Below are 15,640 nucleotides of genomic sequence, written 5' to 3'. Positions count from 1 at the left end.
GCCGACACGGCCACGCGCGGACTGATCCTCTGGTACGGGACAGCTCTCGCCGACACTCCCGAGTCCGCCGCGCTACGGGATCGCGCCGCCCACGCCTGCCGGAATGCGTATGACGCCGAACTCGGCCTCGTCCCGTGGGGCTCGGCGTTCGGCGGGCCCCGCCTCCTGGCCCGCGTGGACGGCGTGCCGGGCATGGTCCCGCTCCTGGCAACGGTGGATGCGCGGGCTGCCGAGACGCATCTGCGCCACCACCTCGAACTCTGTCTCGGTAAGGGCACCTTCGGCTGGTCCTGGCGGTACGAACGGCCTGGGGGCTGGGTCCCGTGCGATGATCCTCCGCCCGGCTGGAGCAGGGGCCGGGCCTGGCTGCTGCTGGCTGTGGCTGACGCCGTGCACCGTCTTCGCGCCGCTGATCTGGCGGACACAGCAGACTACTTGGCCTCCGTGCACGCCGTTCCGTTGGCGGACGAGGCACACCCGGGAGGCCCCCTCGACACCTCCGCCGCCGCCATCGCCGCGGTGGCCCTGCTCAAGCTCGGCCACCGCGAACGGGCCGTCCGGGTGCTGGAGGAACTGGTCCGCACCCATCTCTCGGGCGACGGCCGTCTCCTGGGCGGCTGCTACGACCTCGGCTCCGGTACGGCGACTCGCCACGAATTGGTCTGGGGCGACTTCTTCCTCGCCTACGCGCTGGCCGCGCTCACCGGCCTGGTCGAGCCGCAAGAAGCCTAGGTGGTACGCAGTACCCGGCGCGCGACCGAGGTGATGTGCAGTTCGTCCGGGCCGTCGAGGATGCGAGCCGCCCTGCCGGTGCGGAACAGCGCGGGCAGCGCGGTGTCCGGGCCAAGGCCCGCAGCACCATGTATCTGGATCGCCGCGTCGGCCACCTGCTGGAGGGTGCGGGCGGCGGCCACCTTGGCAAGGCCCACTTCCACGTGGGCGTCGAGGTCGGCGTCCAGGCGGGCCACGGCCTCGTACACGAGCGGGCGGGTCGTACGCAGGGCGAGGAGCGCCTCGAAGACGTGGCGTTGGACGAGTTGGAGGTCTGCGAGCGGACCTCGGGACCGGGTACGGGTCGTCGCGTGCGAGCGCATCAGGTCGAAGGCGCGCCCCGCCTGCCCGAGCCAGCGCAGGCACCGCAGCGTGCGGCCCAGTTGGAGCCGCTCGCCCGCGACGTCGAGGGCCTTGCCGCGCTCGCCGATCAGGTGGTCGCCGTCGACGACGACCTCGTCCAGTTCGATCTCCCATTGCCCGCCCGCGCCGAGCACTGGCAGCTCCCGCACCACACGGAAGCCCGGTGAGCGGGTCGGCACCAGGAGCAGCGACAGCCCTTCGCGGTCCGGCGGTGTGCCGTCCGTGCGGGCGAGGACCGTGACGAGGTCGGCGTCGGCCGCCCCGCTGGTGAACCATTTGCGCCCGCTCACCCGCCAGGTTCCGCCGCCCCGGGGTACGGCACGCGTGGTGGTGAGAAAGGGGTCGGTACCCGGCACCTCGGGCTCGGTCATCGCGTAGCAGGCGCGTATCTCGCCGGCGACCAGGCGTTCGGCGTACCGCGCACGGACGGTGGGGCTGCCGTGTCTCCACAGCATCAACGCGTCGAGCAGGGGGGCCGAGCCGAGGACAGCCGGTCCGTGGTCGCTTGCCCCTTCGGCCTCGGCGACATGGGCGTACGACCGCAAAGGCAGGCCCTGGCCTCCGAGCTCCGTGGGAAGCGGCAGCGCCCACAGCCCCTCGGCCTTCGCCTCACCCTGGAGCCTGCGCAGTACGGCGGTGGCCTCCGCACCGCCGACGTCCAGCACGGGCTCGCAGGGCACCACCCGCGCCCGTACGAACTCCGCGACGTGATCTCTCAACTCAACTGTATTTGCAGGACATTGGGGCGTTCCGGTGATGACGTCCATGCGCGTCTCCGTCACTTTCCTCAGAGTCCGCGGGAACCCCGGCCGCCGGCCGTCCGACTCCCTCTTCCGTGGAACAGGTCGGGGGCGACCGTCCCCGGGTTCCCGCGCGTCAGGAAAGGAAGGGCATGGCAACTCCAGCCACACCGGCCACCGCGCGGACGGCCGGACCACTCGACGGCCTCTGTCTGGAGCGCTCCGGTCCGCCGGGGCCGGCGGACTCTGTCATCGCGGAGCACCTGCGGCTGCTGGGCGCCGAGACCGACGGCAACTCCGGCGGCCGACTCGCCCTGACCGGAGGCGACATCGGCGGCTTCAGCGCCCGCACCACGTGGGGCGAGGCCGCAACCGACGAGGCCACCGTCCAGGCGGCGACCGGCATCATGGCCGTGCACGGCCGCCGCGACGGCGGGCCGCGCGGTCTCGCCGTCGACTACGCCACCACCGCCACCGGCGTGCTCGCCGTGCAGGGACTGCTGGCCGGGCTGCTGGCCCGGGCGCGCGGCGGTCGCGTCGCGCAGGTCGAGGTGAGTGCCGAGCGGGCCGGGCTGCTCGCGGTGTCCCAGTACCTGGCCGCCTCAGGGGCCGAGGAGGGCGAGGCCGCCGAACTCGCTCCGGGCGGACCGCCGTTCACGTCGGCCGACGGGGTCGTCTTCGAGCTGGAGACACTCGACCCGGGAGTGTGGGCGTCGTTCTGGCGCGCCCTCGACGCCGCCGAAGAATCGATACGCCGCGGGTGGCGGCCCTTCCAGTTCCGGTACGCAACCGCCTGCGCGCCCATCCCGCAGACGCTGCACGAGGCCACGCGGGCGAGCTCCTGGGAGCGGATCCGGTACGCCGCCGAGGTGTCCGGCGCCGATGTGTGCCCCTTGCGGTCGCTCGCCGAGCGTGCGGCCGAGTACGACGGTGCGGCACCCTGGTCACTGGCCCCGCACGATGCGGCATACACCCCCGGCAGAGCCACCGACGGCCCACCCCTCGCTGGATTCACCGTCCTCGAAGCCGGACGGCGCATCCAGGCCCCGCTCGCCGCCCACCTCCTTTGCCAGCTGGGCGCCGAGGTGATCCGCATCGAGCCGCCGGGCGGCGACCCGTTGCGCGGGATGCCGCCGGCCTGCTCCGGCGTCTCGGCGCGCTGGCTGGCGCTGAACCGGGGCAAGAAGGCCGTCGAGGTGGACATCAAGTCCGCGGCCGACCGGGAACGGCTGCGCGAGATGGCCGCCGATGCGGACGTGTTCCTGCACAACTGGGCACCGGGCAAGGCCGCCCAACTCGGCCTGAACCACGAGCACCTGGCCGCCGCCAACCCCGCGCTCGTCTACGCCTACACCAGCGGCTGGGCAGACCGGCTGCCCAGCGCCCCCATGGGCACCGACTTCATGGTGCAGGCCCGCACCGGGGTGGGCGAGGCCGTGCGGCCCGCCGACGAGCCGCCCGCTCCGTCCCTGATGACGCTGCTCGACGTGCTCGGTGGCCTGCTCGGCGCCGAGGCTGTCCTGGCGGGGCTGCTGCTGCGGGAGCGCACCGGACGCGGGGTACGGGTCGACTCGTCGCTGCTCGGCGCCGCCGATGTGCTCACCGCACCCCACCGGGCCCGGGCCGCACAGGGACTCGACCCGCGCCGGCCGGCCGGGTTCCGCCGTCCGCTGCGCACCGCCGACGGCTGGATCGCCCTCGCGGACCACTGCGCACCCCTCTGCGACGTGCGTGAACTGTTCACCGGAGAGGCGCTGGAGCGGCTGCGCGAGCGCGGTGTGTCCGCCGTCCCGGTCGTCACCGACCTCGCCGCCCTCCTCTCCTCCGGCCCGATCGTCCGCGACGCGTACGGCGCCCCCGCCGTCCCCGACCCCTGGAGCTTCGCATGACCGTGGACCTGCACGACCTGCTGCCCGCCGAGCTGCGCCGCGCCTGGGCGGTCGACGGCACCTGCCCGGACCTGGACCTCTACAGCCTCTACCGATCCCGCCAGATCGCCGACCCGCACCGCACCGCGGTCATCGATGCCAAGGGGAAACTCTGCTACACCGCGCTCGACCGCAAGGCGCGATGTCTGGCCGCCGGGCTGTCCGGGCTCGGCATACGCGCCGGTGACGTGGTCGGCATACAACTCCCCAATGCCCGCAACGCCGTCATCGCCGACCTCGCCCTGGCCGCGCTGGGCGCCGTCGCCCTGCCCTTCCCGGTGGGCCGCGGCGGACGGGAGGCCGCCTCGCTGCTGCGCAGAGCGGAGGCGGTCGCTGTGATCGCCGCCACCGAGCACCGCGGCAACCACCACGCCGCGGATCTGCTCACGCTCGCCGACCAACTCCCCGCCCTGCGCACGGTGATCGCCGCCGGGCCCGGCGCCCCGGAGGGCACGGTCGCCCTCTCCGCGCTGCTGCGCACGGACCCCACGTCCTTCAGCCCTGTCCGCCCCGACCCCGACTCCGCTGCCCGCATCCTGGTCTCGTCCGGCTCCGAGGCCGAACCGAAGATGGTGGCCTACTCGCACAACGCGCTGGCGGGCGGCCGCGGCAACTTCCTCGCCTCGCTCATGCCGGACGGACAGCCGCCGCGCTGCCTCTTCCTCGTACCGCTGGCCTCCGCGTTCGGCAGCAACGGCACGGCCGTCACCCTCGCCCGGCACGGCGGAACGCTGGTCCTGCTCGACCACTTCACACCCGAGGCCGCCCTGGACGCGCTCGCCGCGCACGAGCCCACCCACCTCCTGGGCGTACCGACCATGATCCGGATGATGCTGGACCGGATCACGGAGGGACAGCATCAGCATCCGGCGTTCACTCCCCCGACCGCGGTCGTCGTCGGCGGCTCGCCACTCGACGAGGCCACCGCCGAGGAGGCGCGGCGCGTCTTCGGCTGTCCGGTCGTGAACCTCTACGGCTCGGCCGACGGCGTCAACTGCCACACCGGACTGTCCGGCAAGCCCCTGCACGGGGAGGGGCCGGGCATCCTCGCCGGACATCCGGACCCGCACGTCGCCGACATACGCATCGCCGTCCCCGGCACAACCGCACTGGAGGAGGCGCCGCGCGGCGCCGTCGGTGAGATCGTCGCCCGCGGCCCGATGACCCCGCTGTGCTACGTCGCCGCCCCCGAGCTCGACGCCCGTTACCGCACCGCCGACGGCTGGGTGCGCACCGGCGACCTCGGCCTCATCGAGGAGGACGGGAGTCTGCGGATCGTCGGTCGTCTGAAGGACGTCGTCATCCGGGGCGGGGCCAACATCAGCCCGGCCGAGGTGGAGGTCGAGCTGGCGGCGCATCCGTCCGTACGGGACGTGGTGTGCGTCGGCGTGCCCGATCCGCTGATGGGCGAGCGGCTCGCCGCCTGCGTCGTACCGCGGGGACAGGCGCCCACGCTCGAGGAGTTGTGCGCACACCTGGACGCGCGCGGCCTGGAGCAGCGCAAGCACCCCGAACACCTGCTGGCCCTACCGGAGTTGCCGCTGACTCCGGCGGGCAAACCGGACCGGGCGCTGCTACGGGAGCGCTGCTCCGCGCAGCCGCCGCAGTCCCTCGCACAGGCCGTCTGACCATACGGGTGCGGGGGCCCCGGAGATTCCGGGCGGCCCCCCGCACTCATGTCAGGACGAACACCGCAGGAGGCGCACTTCAGGAAGGGCACCTGAGGAGGGCACTCAGGAAGAGGCCATCGCCTTCTTGATCGTCTCTGCGGCGTTCTTGTAGACCGCCAGCAGGTCGAGGTCCTTGCCCGGATAGTTGACGATCTCCACCTGCCGCGCACCGGAGTCCGGCAGCACCTTGCCCGTCGTCATGTGGACGTTGTCGAGGACGAAAGCGGGCTTCTTCGCCGCCAGGTCGGCCAGCTGCTTGGCGGTCACGGCCTGGGGGCCGTACGTGCCAAGTAGATCCGCGCCCGCCATCTTCGCCGACCAGACGGAGAAGACCTGCGCGACGACTGCCGGCGCCTTGCCGCCCGGCCACGCGGCCTTCAACTCCTTCTGCAGCGTCCCGTACTCGCTCTTGAAAGTGGTGTCCCACTTCGCGGCGGCGTCCTGGGTGCCGAACAGTTTGCCCAGCCGGACGACTTCGGCACTCGTCTTGGCGGCGTCGTTGTCGAGATCGACCTCGATCAGTTTCGCGCTCGACCCGGCTGCCTCCTTGATCTTCTTCGCGTATGGCTCGAAGGGCGCGTACAGCACGAAGTCCGCGCCCGCCACCGCCGCGAGGTCGGACGGCTTGGGATCGTAGTCCGGGGCGTGCTGCGCGGACGACGGGACGATGACCTCCACGTCCTTGGCGCCGGCTGCCTTGGCGAGGGCGCCCTCCCAGGTGGTGGTGGCCACGACGACAGGGGCACTGTCGTTCTTGTTCGCGGCCTTGGCGCCGCTGCCGGCCTTGTCGGCTTTGTCGGAGCCGCAGGCGGTGGCGGTCAGTGCGAGCACGGTGCCCAGGCTCAGTGCGACGACGGAAGGGACACGGACGATGCGGACGCGGGTGCGCGCCATGAGCTGATTCTCCGTTCGGGGATGAGGTGCACGACCAGGACCAGGGCCCCGGCCGTCAGGACGAGCACGGGTCCTGGCGGCCAGTCGAGCTTCAGCGCGACGAGGAACCCGGTGAGGTTCACGGCGACACCGATGCCGACCGCCCAGGCGGTGATGGACTTCAGGGAGGTGCCCAGCCGCCGGGCGGCGAGCGCGGGCAGCAGGGTCAGCGCGTCGACCAGCAGCGCGCCGGTGAGTTTGAGGGCGCCGGCGACGGACACCGCGACGAGGACGAGCAGCAGGAGGGTGAGCCGGTTGACGCGCACCCCGGAGGAAAGGGCGAGTTCACGGTCGTACAGCAGGAGTGCGAGGTCGCGGCGGCGCCACCAGAACAGGCCGGGTACGACGACGGCGAGCGCACCGAGCAGCCACAGGTCGGATGTGCCCACCGACAGGATTGAGCCCCACAGCAGTGCGAACGCGCCCTGCGCGTTGACTCCGGACACGGCCAGGACCAGCAGCGCGGCGGCGATCGCCAGGCTCATCAGCAGGCCCATCGCGCCCGACAGTCCGTCCGGGGTGCGGGCGAGCGGTGCGACCCCGGCGCCCGCGAGAGCGCAGGCGACCAGTGCGCACAGCATGGGGTCGAGCCCGGTCAGCAGTCCGACCGCGATGCCCAGGAGTGCGACGTGCATCATCGCGAACCGCACCGGCATGATGTCGAGCCCGACGATCACGACACCGATCACCGGGAGTCCGACGGCAGCCAGCAGCAGTGCGGTGCCGGCCCGTTGGACGGGTACGAGCTGGAGCAGCTGGCCGAGGTCGGCGGCGGCAAGGCTGTTCACCGGACCTCCCTGAGCCGGCCGGCGGCCATCTCCAGCACCCGGTCGCAGCGGTCGGCGAGCGCCCGGTCGTGGGTGACGACCATGACGGTCACCGGCAGGGACAACAGCACGTCGGCCGCCTCCTCCTGCCCGGCGAAGTCGAGGGCGGCGGTGGGCTCGTCGGCCAGCAACACCCCTGCTCCGGCCGCGACACAGCCGACCGCGCGGGCCAGATACATGCGTTGTAGCTGGCCCCCGGACAGCGTGTGCAGCGGCCGGCCGGTCAGCGCCCCGACGCCCAGCTTCTCCGCCGCCTCCGCCGCTTCGGCCCACGCCCCGCTGCTGGCCAGCAACTCGCCCGCCAGCAGCGGGAAGCGGCCCACCGCGGGCTTCTGCGGAATCCAGGCGCACGCCCGGCGCCGCCACGCCCACTCGGCCGCGGTGCCGGTGCCCCGGCCGGCGACCAGGATCTGCCCGTCCGCCTGACGGTGCAGGCCCAGCACGGCACGTATCAGCGTGGTCTTGCCCGAGCCGTTGGTGCCGGTCAGCGCCACCCGTTCGCCCGCCCCGATGTCGAGATCCACATCGCGCACGGCCTCGACACGACCATGCCGACAGCCGACCTGGCGCATCCGCACATCCAGACCGTTCATCCCACCTCCTGCCTGTCCTCTCTCCGAGAGGAGTCGGAGCGGGGGAACGACGAGTTCCCGGCGAACACGAGAATGTGCGAACAGGCGAACGCGCCACGTCTTCGAGCCACGGCCTGTGCGCCCGGCACGCACGGCACCACGAGCCCTGTCGGATCCGCGCCGAGGCGACCGGCCGGGCAGCCGACGCCTGCGGGCCGGCGGCGCCCCGGGGTGGGCGGCACCCGCGAGCGGCTCTGGCAGCCGTACGGTCGTAGTCGTGCCGCGGCCCGGCAGCGGTCTCAGCCGGTGCCGGGGCGGACGACGACCGCCAAGGTCTCGACCCGTCCGCTGTGCCGGAAGTGCAGCTCGAACGGGACGAGGTCCCCGGCACGCCACTCGCGCGCCGTCACCATCACGTCCAGCCCCTGGGGTGACATCGCGAGCGTGGCGCCCGCGCGGATCGTGACGGAGTCCACCGCGCGCATGTACCCGCTGTTTCCGCTGGCGTCCGCCAGCGCGCCGTCGGGGCGGTCGCCGTCGTCCGGGGAGAGGTTCTGCCAGAAGATCGAGTGCAGGACGTGGCCGGAGAGGTTGAAGGCGAAGGTCTTCTCCAGCCCGACCAGTCCGGTGGGCGTGATCCGGTCCTTGTCGCGGGCCTCGGCAAGCTGCTCCAGCGTGTCGTTGGGCGGGATCCGCAGGGTGGGCGTCAACGGTCAGGTGCGGAGTGCGCCGAGAACCTGCCGACACGTGGCAGCGCAGCGGGCCGTCGCTTCCGAGCACATCCGACAGTGGGCGTGGTGGGCAGCGTACTGGCCGCACAGCTCGTTGCTGCGTTCGCAGGCCAGCAGGCAGGCTTCGAGCTGCACGGTGAGGAGACCGGCGTCCGGCCCACTGCCGCGGGTGAGTACGCGCCGGGTTGCCTCCACGATGTCCACACAGTCCATGTCCCGGCTGACGGCGGGAGCGAGTTGCCGGGCGTCCTCTTCAGCGATCATGCCCATCGCACACGCGGCGACGGCCTCCTCGCAGTCCTGCAAGGCATCCACGGCCTCGGCCAGGACCTCGTTGCTGAGCCAGGGTTTGGCGGTCATGGTGTCGAAGAGTTCGCGGGTTTGGAGCATGGCCCCTCCCCTCCTCGATCGAGCGGGTTGTCCTCCTTCCACGCTAGTCCCGCACCGTGGACCACGCCCGCTGGAACGACAGGGTGTTTGTGCAGGTCAGCGATGGCGTCCGCGGGCCGGATGGCGTACTGGCGGCGGGGTGGAATAGTGAATTACGGAGGCGTACGCCCGCGCCGCGCACGCATGCGCGGCCACCCATGCAGGGATGGAACATGCTCTCCGTGCTGTACGTCGTAGGCGCACACACCGACAACGGGAACGGGTGGCAGCTGCCCACGACCGAAACGCTGGTCGCCGTGATCCTGGTCGCCGTCGCCACGGTGGCGGGTGCCTGGCTGGCGCGGCGCGGGTCCGGCCGTTCGACCATGCTGCTCGCCGCCGCTTCCGGGATTCTGCTGATCATCGCTGTTCTCGATCTTCTGCCCGACGCGTGGGAGGAGGCGCACGAGGCCGGTGTGCCGCTGTGGGCGGTGCCGGTCACCGCGCTCGCCTCATACGCGGTCATGGGCGCCGTGGTCCGTATCGGCTGCCCGTGCGAGCCGGGCCGTGCCGGTGGCATCGGCGCGGCATCCGGACTCGCCCTGCACCGGTTCCTGGAGGGGGCGACTCTGGCCCTGACCGCCTCGTTCGTCGTGGTGGCGGCGCTGCTGGTGCATGCTGCGAGCGAGGGCCTGGCGCTGGCCGCCCTGCTGGGGGCGCAACCGCGTCGGCGGGTGGCCCCGTGGGTCGGGCTGGCCTGCCTGAGTCCGGCCGCGGGCGCCTTCGTGGCGAGTGCGCTGCCCATCCCGAACGGCCTCATGCCGCTGCTGCTGGCATTCGTCGCCGGGGTGCTCGCGCAGGGAGCGTGGGTAGCCCTCAGGCTCGCCCATCAGCAACGCCCTGAGGAGCGGCGATTCCTCGGAGTGCCGACAGCGATGGCGATGACTCTCGCGGCCCTCCTCACCGCGTTCGTCGTCCTTGCCGGCGCCGCCAGCCGCTGAAGGTGACCCGTTACGCGCGCCATGTGGAGCGTCGCGGTCATCAGCAGTCTCAGCTTCGCTTTTTACTTCCAGGGGCGGTTTGCCCTGGAAGTAAAAAGCGAAGCTGAGATGTACGACGCGCGGCGGGCCGGGAAGCGTTGCGGCTTCCCGGCCCGCCCTTGATGGGGCAGTGACGCCGGTCAGGCGCCGACTGCCTCGGCGTAGCGGGCAGCCACGTCCTCCCAGTTGACGAGGTCCCACAGCTTGGTGACGTAGTCGGGACGGACGTTCTTGTACTGCAGGTAGTAGGCGTGCTCCCAGGCGTCGAAGACCAGCAGCGGGGTGGTGCCCTGGCCGACGTTGCCGTGGTGGTCGTAGACCTGCTCCACGATCAGGCGCTTACCGAGGGGTTCCCAGGCGAGCACGCCCCAGCCGGAGCCCTGCACGCTGCTGGTCGCCACGGTGAGCTGCTTCTTGAACGCCTCGAACCCGCCGAGGTGCTCGTCGATGGCGTCCGCCAGCACGCCGTCGGGGCGGTCGCCGCCGTCCGGGGAGAGGTTCTGCCAGAAGATCGAGTGCAGGACGTGGCCGGAGAGGTTGAAGGCGAAGGTCTTCTCCAGCCCGACCAGTCCGGTGGGCGTGATCCGGTCCTTGTCGCGGGCCTCGGCAAGCTGCTCCAGCGTGTCGTTGGCGCCCTTGACGTAGGCGGCGTGGTGCTTGGCGTGGTGCAACTCCAGAATCTGCCCGGTGATGGCCGGCTCCAGCGCGGCGTAGTCGTACGGCAGGTCGGGAAGCGCATAGGTGCCCATCAGGCATGTCCCCTTTCCACGTGGGTGATCGTCCGGGGACACCCTAAGCCTCTATTGCACATGACTTGCAACAGCTACTCGAGTGCATCAACATGATGCATGACGGGGTCGGCCCGTCAGTCTTCGGTGTCCGAGCGCCCTTTGTCCGGAGCGTCCTTCCCGGGGAGTGATCGTCTTCTCACCCGGCGTCCGCCGGTTCGGCCGACCCCGTTTCCATGCGGTGGCGTGTGCGACTGGGGACACAGCCCGATCACGTCTGCTCAAGGTGGCTGGGCCTGTCGTGGAGCTGGAGGACATCGCCGACGCCGACCGCCCGCTGCGCCGGGCAGACATGTGAAGCCCCGGTTGAGCAACCCCTCCTGCAGAACGGATTCGGCACACATGAGGCCGGGAAACCCCGCGAACACCCGAGAACTACGGAGGACTGTTTTCCCAGCTCAGGCGTGCTCAGCCCGCGTTCACCCAGGTCAGGAGCCTGCCCAGGGAAAACTCCTAAAGCGGGTGTCGCAGGGTCGAGGTAGAGCTTGCCGTTGTCCTCGGCGTACGCCTCGACGATGTGCGCACGGCAGGCATCGAGGTCGACGCGCCCCACCTTCAGCACGGAAGCCTCGCCCCAACGCAGGCCGGTGTAGGGCAGCAGCAGGATGAACGCCCGATAGACGCCTGACGCGTTGGCCAGCGCGTCGACCTGCATGTCGTCGAGGTACACGTGGTCAGCCGGCATCGCCTTCGGCAGGGGCACGCCGACAACCGGGTTGACCGTCAGACGACGAACTTTGACCGCGCAGCAGGCCAGCCGCAGACGGCCGGTCTCGGTCAGGGGGCATTACGGTGGGGCACGAGGGCCTTTCTGCTGCTGGGCGTAGATGTCGCAATCCACACCGAGCCAGAAGGCCCTCACCCATTTCAAGATCCCTCAGCCGAGACCTCCGTCACCAACCTCCGTGGACAGAACACCCCAACCGGCAGGCACCGCCGTGCCGGACTCACCCGACCAACAGGGCGGCGGCGGGTTGAACACCAAGTTCCGGGTCAGTTCCGGTGGTTCGGGGCGATCGGTCACACCTGGGCGGGCACGGTTGCCGGCGGATCTCATCGAGGCCACGAGGCTGACCTCCGCGTACCTCCACCGTTCTCAGGCCACTGCGGCCTTGCGGGACCGGACATGGTCCGGGACAGATCGCCACCGACCTGGCGGTGATGCTCGCCGCCGGCGGCGAGGCCATTGCAGACCGGGCCGTGCTGGACCAGGCCAAAGCGTTCGGCTCGATCGCCTCGACACCGATTGCCTGGCGGCTGCTCGCCGACGTTGACGAGCGGACAATGGCTTCTGTGCACTCGCCCCGCGCTGCGGCTGGGGGGGGGCGCCTGGCTGCAGCCGCCGAGACCGGTGAGGGCATACCCGCTGACCTGGCCGCGGGGCACGTGCTGCCCGGCCTCGTCCCTGAACCTCGACGCCACTCTGATCACCTGGCGCTCCGGAAGGGTCCCGGAGCCCGAAACGGAACCCGGACATCCAGGAACGCGTGTACGAAAAGACCTCGCCGCACGTGACTGGAGGTGACAGGATGCCTTCAACCGGCCTGATAAAGGCCAGAGTTGGGGGAAACTCATGAGGAACGGAAGCTACAGACGTGCCACGGCGCTGACCCTGGGCGCGACGCTGCTGGCCGCACTGCCGCCCGCCGCGACCGCTCATGCCACGGACAGCGCAGCCGCCCAGGCCACGGCGGAGGCGGCCCGCACCGTGGATGCCGAGACCACCGATGACTTCGCCGTCCTCGCGGATGCCGTACTGACCAGACGGACCTCCGCGCTCCTGGACGGACCTCAGGCCACCCGCCGTGCCGGCGCGGTGTTGCCGCTGAAGGGCGACGTGCACGTCACCAGCAGTCTGGCCCGCACGGAGGACACGGCGACCGAGATACTGCGTGACCGCAGGGCGCGGCTCGCCGACCTGGACGAGGCGTACACGGCGGCCGAGACCGAGGTCGACGTGGACGAGGTGCGGGTGACCGGCGACCGGGCGACTGCCAAGGTCACCGAGACGACGATGCTCACGTACAAGAAGATCCAGGGAGACGAACCGCCGACCACCGGCTTTCAGGCCAGGCACGAGCTGACCTTCGTCGCCGCGCCGGACGGCACGTGGGAGCTGACCGGATTCACGCCTCTCGACGAGGGAGGGCCGGCCGCGGTCAACTCGGTGGTGGACACCGCCGGGGACAGCGGGCCCACGTTCACCGGCATGGCTGAGGAACCGATCGACGAGGGCGGCGAGCCCGAAACCGACGGCCCCGTGCCCCTGGAGAGCCAGGCGGGCACCACCCAGCCCACCGTCCAGGCCCAGGCCAAGGTCAGCGCGAGCTACAACTACACCGCCATGGCAAAGTACGCGGAGAAGTACTGGAAGAAATACAACCCCGACTACCGCAAGTTCAACGACGTCGGGGGCGACTGCACGAACTTCATCAGTCAGGCGCTGCGGGCCGGCGGCTGGAAGAACGACACAGGTTGGTACAAGAGCTACAAGAACTGGTGGTACAACTCCTCGAACCAGACGACGTCCTGGATCAACGTCAACTACTGGGCGTCCTTCGCCCTGCACAGCAACCGTGCCTACAACTTGGACAACGTGTACAAGCTGGGGATCGGGGACATCCTCCAGATGGACTTCAACGGCAACAGGTCCAAGGACCACTCCATGATCACCACGTACAGGAGCAACGGAGTGCCCTACCTCACCTACCACTCGACCAACACCTACCGGAAGTCGGTGAAGAGCCTTGTGGCGCAGTACCCGCGCGCGACCTACTACGCCTTCCGCACCTGACGGAAGCGGACATCGCTCGTGGCGACGTCGCGCCGGGCTGCTCATGGCGGTGCTCTGCGCGGTAGCGCTCACCGCGTGCGGCGGCGGGGACGGCTCCGCGTCCGCGAAGCCCGACCTGACGGACCAGGACCGTTTCCTGCACGACTACGTACGGTTCCTCAACCGCTCGGACGAGGACGGGCTGGCCGGGCTGCTCGACGCCCATCCCCAGGGCTCCAAGGACGCCCGCGCCCGGATCAAGGCGTACGGCGGACAGGACTGGGACGTCCGGTGGACGCGCACCTCTGACTTCGAGGGCGTATGGAACGTGGATGTGTCCGGCACCGCAGGTGCCGAGCGCCGACCCGTCCACGTCACCGAGACCATCACCTGGGAGAAGGCGCGGTGGGTGATGAGCCCGCTCCCGGGTGTCGTACCGACCCCACCCGACGCGGCGGGGACCGAACCGCCCGGGTGAGCGCATCAGAGCCCGGCCGTTTCGCCTGAGCGGTGTCCGGTCTTGGACAAGACAGCGAATGTACCTCCTGACCTGGGGCGGCCGGGCTTGTCCAAGGCTTCTGCCGTTCCAGCAGGAAGACGCTTTCTGCGTACACACCATCGCCTGGCCCCCAGGCCCGTCGTCTCGGCCGACGCCCACGGAGTGGTCAGCCACGCAGGATCGCGTGCCCACGCTTGCCTTCTTCGCCGGGCTGTTCGCGCTTCGGTCACCGCAGACCGCAAGAGGCAGCCAAGCGAAGGCACCCGCCAGGCGCAGGTGCGCATCGTGCACGTCACCGACCGAACACACCATGGGTGAGTCGGCGGAACCAGCCTCGAAGATGTCGGCACATCCGCATCGTGCACACGGACGACCAGGTGACCGCCATGGCGCGCGACATGCTGAAGGCAGCCGGCCTGCACGGGCACAAGTACGCCATCGACGCCGTCCTGGCGGCCGTGGCCGGGCGGGAAGCCGCACAGGGAGCCCAGGCAACCGTCTTCACCTCCGACACCGACGACATGAACCAACTCCTCGCGGGCCACTCCGTGCGAGTCGAGAAGGTCTGACGGGACGCCCGTACCTCACTCCGGCGGCTCGCTGGGCCCCAATCACCCCGTGGCCTTCGCCGGACAGCACACTCACCGGCACGTATTCAGCACACACGAGGACGGGAAGCACCGTGAACACGTGAGAACCGCGGAGGAGTCCGTCCCCTGGTCAGACGCCCTGTGGCCCACGTCTCCGCAGGTCACAGACTTACTCCGGGAAAACTCCTAAGAGGTCATCTCATTTGGCTGGGTAGGCTGTCGGCCGTGGTGGGGATCGTTGAGCGGCTGGTGCCGGATGAGTTGTGGGAGCTGTTCCAGCGCGTGGTGCCGGAGGCGCCGACGCGGCCTCAGGGCGGTGGCCGGCGGCGGCACGGTGACCGCGAGGTGCTGGCCGCGATCGTGTTCGTGGCGACGTCGGGCTGCACGTGGCAGCAGCTGCCGGCCGCATCGTTCGGGCCGTCCGGCGCGACGGCGCACCGCCGGTTCACCGAGTGGACCAAGGCCCGGGTGTGGGCCAAGCTGCACCGCCTGGTCCTGGATGAACTCGGCTCCCGCGGCGAGCTGGACTGGTCGAGGTGCGCGATCGACTCGGTGAACATGCGGGCGATGAAAAGGGGGACCTGACAGGCCCGAATCCTGTCGACCGAGGCAAGTACGGGTCGAAGATCCACTTGATCACCGAGCGGACCGGTCTGCCCCTGTCCGTCGGAATCTCCGGTGCCAACGTCCACGACAGCCAGGCCCTGATGCCGCTGGTGAAGGGCATACCGCCGATCCGGTCCCGCCGAGGCCCCCGCCGGCGCAGGCCCGGCAAGCTCCATGCCGACAAGGGATACGACTACGCGCACCTGCGGAAATGGCTGTCCCGGCGGGGCATCCGGCACCGCATCGCCCGCAAGGGCGTCGAGACCTCGCAGCGGCTCGGGCGGCACCGCTGGACCATCGAGCGCACCATGTCCTGGCTCGCCGGCTGCCGCCGTCTGCACCGCCGCTACGAGCGCAAGGCAGAGCACTTCCTGGCCTTCACCAGCATCGCCTGCACCCTCATCTGCTACCGCAGACTCGCCAAATGAGATGCCTTCTAA

16 protein-coding genes and 1 pseudogene are annotated in these 15,640 nt (G+C 70.6%); 8 read left to right on the top strand and 9 right to left on the bottom strand.

The features are described 5' to 3' along the window. A partial coding sequence (locus RH94_RS22390) for a sugar ABC transporter permease (protein WP_234425960.1) occupies positions 1–732 on the top strand: 732 nt, incomplete at its 5' end. Here RH94_RS22390 and RH94_RS22385 read toward each other — a convergent pair. Continuing rightward, positions 729–1,901, bottom strand: a complete 1,173-nt coding sequence (locus RH94_RS22385; protein WP_073949320.1) for an acyl-CoA dehydrogenase family protein — start codon at positions 1,899–1,901, stop codon at positions 729–731. The genes RH94_RS22390 and RH94_RS22385 overlap by 4 nt on opposite strands. A gap of 125 nt (positions 1,902–2,026) precedes the next feature. Here RH94_RS22385 and RH94_RS22380 point away from each other — a divergent pair, with 125 nt between their 5' ends. Both RH94_RS22380 and RH94_RS22375 read left to right on the top strand, forming a co-directional pair. Then, a complete protein-coding gene (locus RH94_RS22380; RefSeq protein ID WP_073949317.1) occupies positions 2,027–3,763 on the top strand; it encodes a CoA transferase in 1,737 nt (578 codons plus the stop codon). Continuing rightward, entirely contained in the window at positions 3,760–5,430 is a 1,671-nt protein-coding gene (locus RH94_RS22375; RefSeq protein ID WP_073949315.1) for a class I adenylate-forming enzyme family protein, read from the top strand. The genes RH94_RS22380 and RH94_RS22375 overlap by 4 nt, the downstream gene beginning before the upstream one ends. A 105-nt stretch (positions 5,431–5,535) precedes the next feature. Here RH94_RS22375 and RH94_RS22370 read toward each other — a convergent pair whose 3' ends face one another. The 6 genes and pseudogenes from RH94_RS22370 to RH94_RS22345 all read right to left on the bottom strand — a co-directional run bounded on the left by RH94_RS22370 (position 5,536) and on the right by RH94_RS22345 (position 8,925). Continuing rightward, positions 5,536–6,366 (bottom strand): metal ABC transporter solute-binding protein, Zn/Mn family, encoded by an 831-nt coding sequence (locus RH94_RS22370; protein ID WP_073949313.1) that lies wholly within the window; start codon positions 6,364–6,366, stop codon positions 5,536–5,538. After that, positions 6,315–7,193, bottom strand: coding sequence for a metal ABC transporter permease (locus RH94_RS22365; RefSeq protein ID WP_073949311.1), 879 nt, complete (start codon positions 7,191–7,193; stop codon positions 6,315–6,317). The genes RH94_RS22370 and RH94_RS22365 overlap by 52 nt, the downstream gene beginning before the upstream one ends. Beyond that, entirely contained in the window at positions 7,190–7,825 is a 636-nt protein-coding gene (locus RH94_RS22360; protein WP_073949309.1) for an ABC transporter ATP-binding protein, read from the bottom strand. The genes RH94_RS22365 and RH94_RS22360 overlap by 4 nt, the downstream gene beginning before the upstream one ends. A 278-nt stretch (positions 7,826–8,103) precedes the next feature. Beyond that, the gene (locus RH94_RS22355; protein ID WP_079189145.1) at positions 8,104–8,289 is read right to left on the bottom strand and encodes a copper chaperone PCu(A)C; all 186 of its coding nucleotides are present in this window, start codon (positions 8,287–8,289) and stop codon (positions 8,104–8,106) included. Positions 8,290–8,307: 18 nt separating this feature from the next. Further along, positions 8,308–8,487, bottom strand: a pseudogene (locus RH94_RS22350) (superoxide dismutase); the annotation flags it as partial. A 30-nt stretch (positions 8,488–8,517) separates the two neighbouring features. Beyond that, positions 8,518–8,925 (bottom strand): hypothetical protein, encoded by a 408-nt coding sequence (locus tag RH94_RS22345; protein WP_073949307.1) that lies wholly within the window; start codon positions 8,923–8,925, stop codon positions 8,518–8,520. A 212-nt stretch (positions 8,926–9,137) separates the two neighbouring features. On the opposite strand from RH94_RS22345, the gene RH94_RS39840 reads away from it, so the two are divergent. Further along, the gene (locus RH94_RS39840; RefSeq protein ID WP_107428796.1) at positions 9,138–9,905 is read left to right on the top strand and encodes a ZIP family metal transporter; all 768 of its coding nucleotides are present in this window, start codon (positions 9,138–9,140) and stop codon (positions 9,903–9,905) included. 179 nt (positions 9,906–10,084) lie between these two features. On the opposite strand, the gene RH94_RS22335 is transcribed toward RH94_RS39840, so the two are convergent. Both RH94_RS22335 and RH94_RS44210 read right to left on the bottom strand, forming a co-directional pair. Beyond that, a complete protein-coding gene (locus RH94_RS22335; RefSeq protein WP_073949305.1) occupies positions 10,085–10,693 on the bottom strand; it encodes a superoxide dismutase in 609 nt (202 codons plus the stop codon). A 250-nt stretch (positions 10,694–10,943) separates the two neighbouring features. Next, entirely contained in the window at positions 10,944–11,435 is a 492-nt protein-coding gene (locus tag RH94_RS44210) for a site-specific integrase (RefSeq protein WP_234425959.1), read from the bottom strand. An 870-nt stretch (positions 11,436–12,305) separates the two neighbouring features. Between RH94_RS44210 and RH94_RS22325 the strand changes: the two genes are divergently transcribed. The 4 genes from RH94_RS22325 (at position 12,306) to RH94_RS38950 (ending at position 15,628) form a co-directional block, all read left to right on the top strand. Next, positions 12,306–13,526, top strand: a complete 1,221-nt coding sequence (locus tag RH94_RS22325; protein ID WP_073949301.1) for an amidase domain-containing protein — start codon at positions 12,306–12,308, stop codon at positions 13,524–13,526. Positions 13,527–13,575: 49 nt separating this feature from the next. Next, positions 13,576–13,983 (top strand): hypothetical protein, encoded by a 408-nt coding sequence (locus tag RH94_RS22320; RefSeq protein ID WP_143204054.1) that lies wholly within the window; start codon positions 13,576–13,578, stop codon positions 13,981–13,983. 380 nt (positions 13,984–14,363) lie between these two features. Then, positions 14,364–14,573, top strand: a complete 210-nt coding sequence (locus tag RH94_RS22315) for a hypothetical protein (protein ID WP_234425958.1) — start codon at positions 14,364–14,366, stop codon at positions 14,571–14,573. A 255-nt stretch (positions 14,574–14,828) separates the two neighbouring features. Beyond that, positions 14,829–15,628, top strand: a protein-coding gene (locus RH94_RS38950; RefSeq protein ID WP_199880877.1) for an IS5 family transposase whose coding sequence is annotated in 2 segments (ribosomal slippage) — positions 14,829–15,168 and positions 15,168–15,628 — 801 coding nt in all. Because the reading frame shifts where the segments join, the coding sequence is not laid out codon by codon here. The last annotated feature ends 12 nt before the right edge of the window (positions 15,629–15,640 follow it).

Source organism: Streptomyces kebangsaanensis (assembly GCF_001906585.1).
GTDB lineage: Bacteria > Actinomycetota > Actinomycetes > Streptomycetales > Streptomycetaceae > Streptomyces > Streptomyces kebangsaanensis.
This window is presented reverse-complemented; position numbering and strand designations above follow the sequence as displayed.

Excerpts from the sequence above, each read along its gene's own strand:
- RH94_RS22385 (WP_073949320.1), bottom strand. The coding sequence starts at position 1,901 with ATGGACGTCATCACCGGAACGCCCCAATGTCCTGCAAATACAGTTGAG.
- RH94_RS22380 (WP_073949317.1), top strand. The coding sequence starts at position 2,027 with ATGGCAACTCCAGCCACACCGGCCACCGCGCGGACGGCCGGACCACTC.
- RH94_RS22375 (WP_073949315.1), top strand. The coding sequence starts at position 3,760 with ATGACCGTGGACCTGCACGACCTGCTGCCCGCCGAGCTGCGCCGCGCC.
- RH94_RS22370 (WP_073949313.1), bottom strand. The coding sequence starts at position 6,366 with ATGGCGCGCACCCGCGTCCGCATCGTCCGTGTCCCTTCCGTCGTCGCA.
- RH94_RS22360 (WP_073949309.1), bottom strand. The coding sequence starts at position 7,825 with ATGAACGGTCTGGATGTGCGGATGCGCCAGGTCGGCTGTCGGCATGGT.
- RH94_RS22355 (WP_079189145.1), bottom strand. The coding sequence starts at position 8,289 with ATGCGCGCGGTGGACTCCGTCACGATCCGCGCGGGCGCCACGCTCGCG.
- RH94_RS22345 (WP_073949307.1), bottom strand. The coding sequence starts at position 8,925 with ATGCTCCAAACCCGCGAACTCTTCGACACCATGACCGCCAAACCCTGG.
- RH94_RS39840 (WP_107428796.1), top strand. The coding sequence starts at position 9,138 with ATGCTCTCCGTGCTGTACGTCGTAGGCGCACACACCGACAACGGGAAC.
- RH94_RS22335 (WP_073949305.1), bottom strand. The coding sequence starts at position 10,693 with ATGGGCACCTATGCGCTTCCCGACCTGCCGTACGACTACGCCGCGCTG.
- RH94_RS22325 (WP_073949301.1), top strand. The coding sequence starts at position 12,306 with ATGAGGAACGGAAGCTACAGACGTGCCACGGCGCTGACCCTGGGCGCG.